At 53.2% G+C, this 389-nt stretch carries 1 rRNA gene; it reads right to left on the bottom strand.

Features of this window, described 5'->3' with window-relative positions:
* A 23S ribosomal RNA gene (locus SB752_RS32000) occupies positions 1–389 on the bottom strand; the annotation flags it as partial.

Genomic DNA, 389 nt, shown 5'->3' with positions numbered 1-389 from the left:
CACTATCAGCACGATTTCCGACCGTACCTAGCGTACCTTCGTACTCCTCCGTTACGCTTTGGGAGGAGACCGCCCCAGTCAAACTGCCTACCATGCACTGTCCCCGACCCGGATCACGGGCCAAGGTTAGAACCTCAAACAAACCAGGGTGGTATTTCAAGGACGGCTCCACCGAAACTAGCGTTCCGGTTTCATAGCCTCCCACCTATCCTACACAGATCGGTTCAAAGTCCAATGCAAAGCTACAGTAAAGGTTCATGGGGTCTTTCCGTCTAGCCGCGGGTAGATTGCATCATCACAAACACTTCAACTTCGCTGAGTCTCGGGAGGAGACAGTGTGGCCATCGTTACGCCATTCGTGCAGGTCGGAACTTACCCGACAAGGAATT

This window comes from Brevibacillus sp. SIMBA_040 (genome assembly GCF_046535075.1).
Lineage (GTDB): Bacteria > Bacillota > Bacilli > Brevibacillales > Brevibacillaceae > Brevibacillus.
The sequence above is the reverse complement of the archived record's forward strand: the minus strand, read 5'-3'. Positions and strand labels throughout refer to the sequence as shown.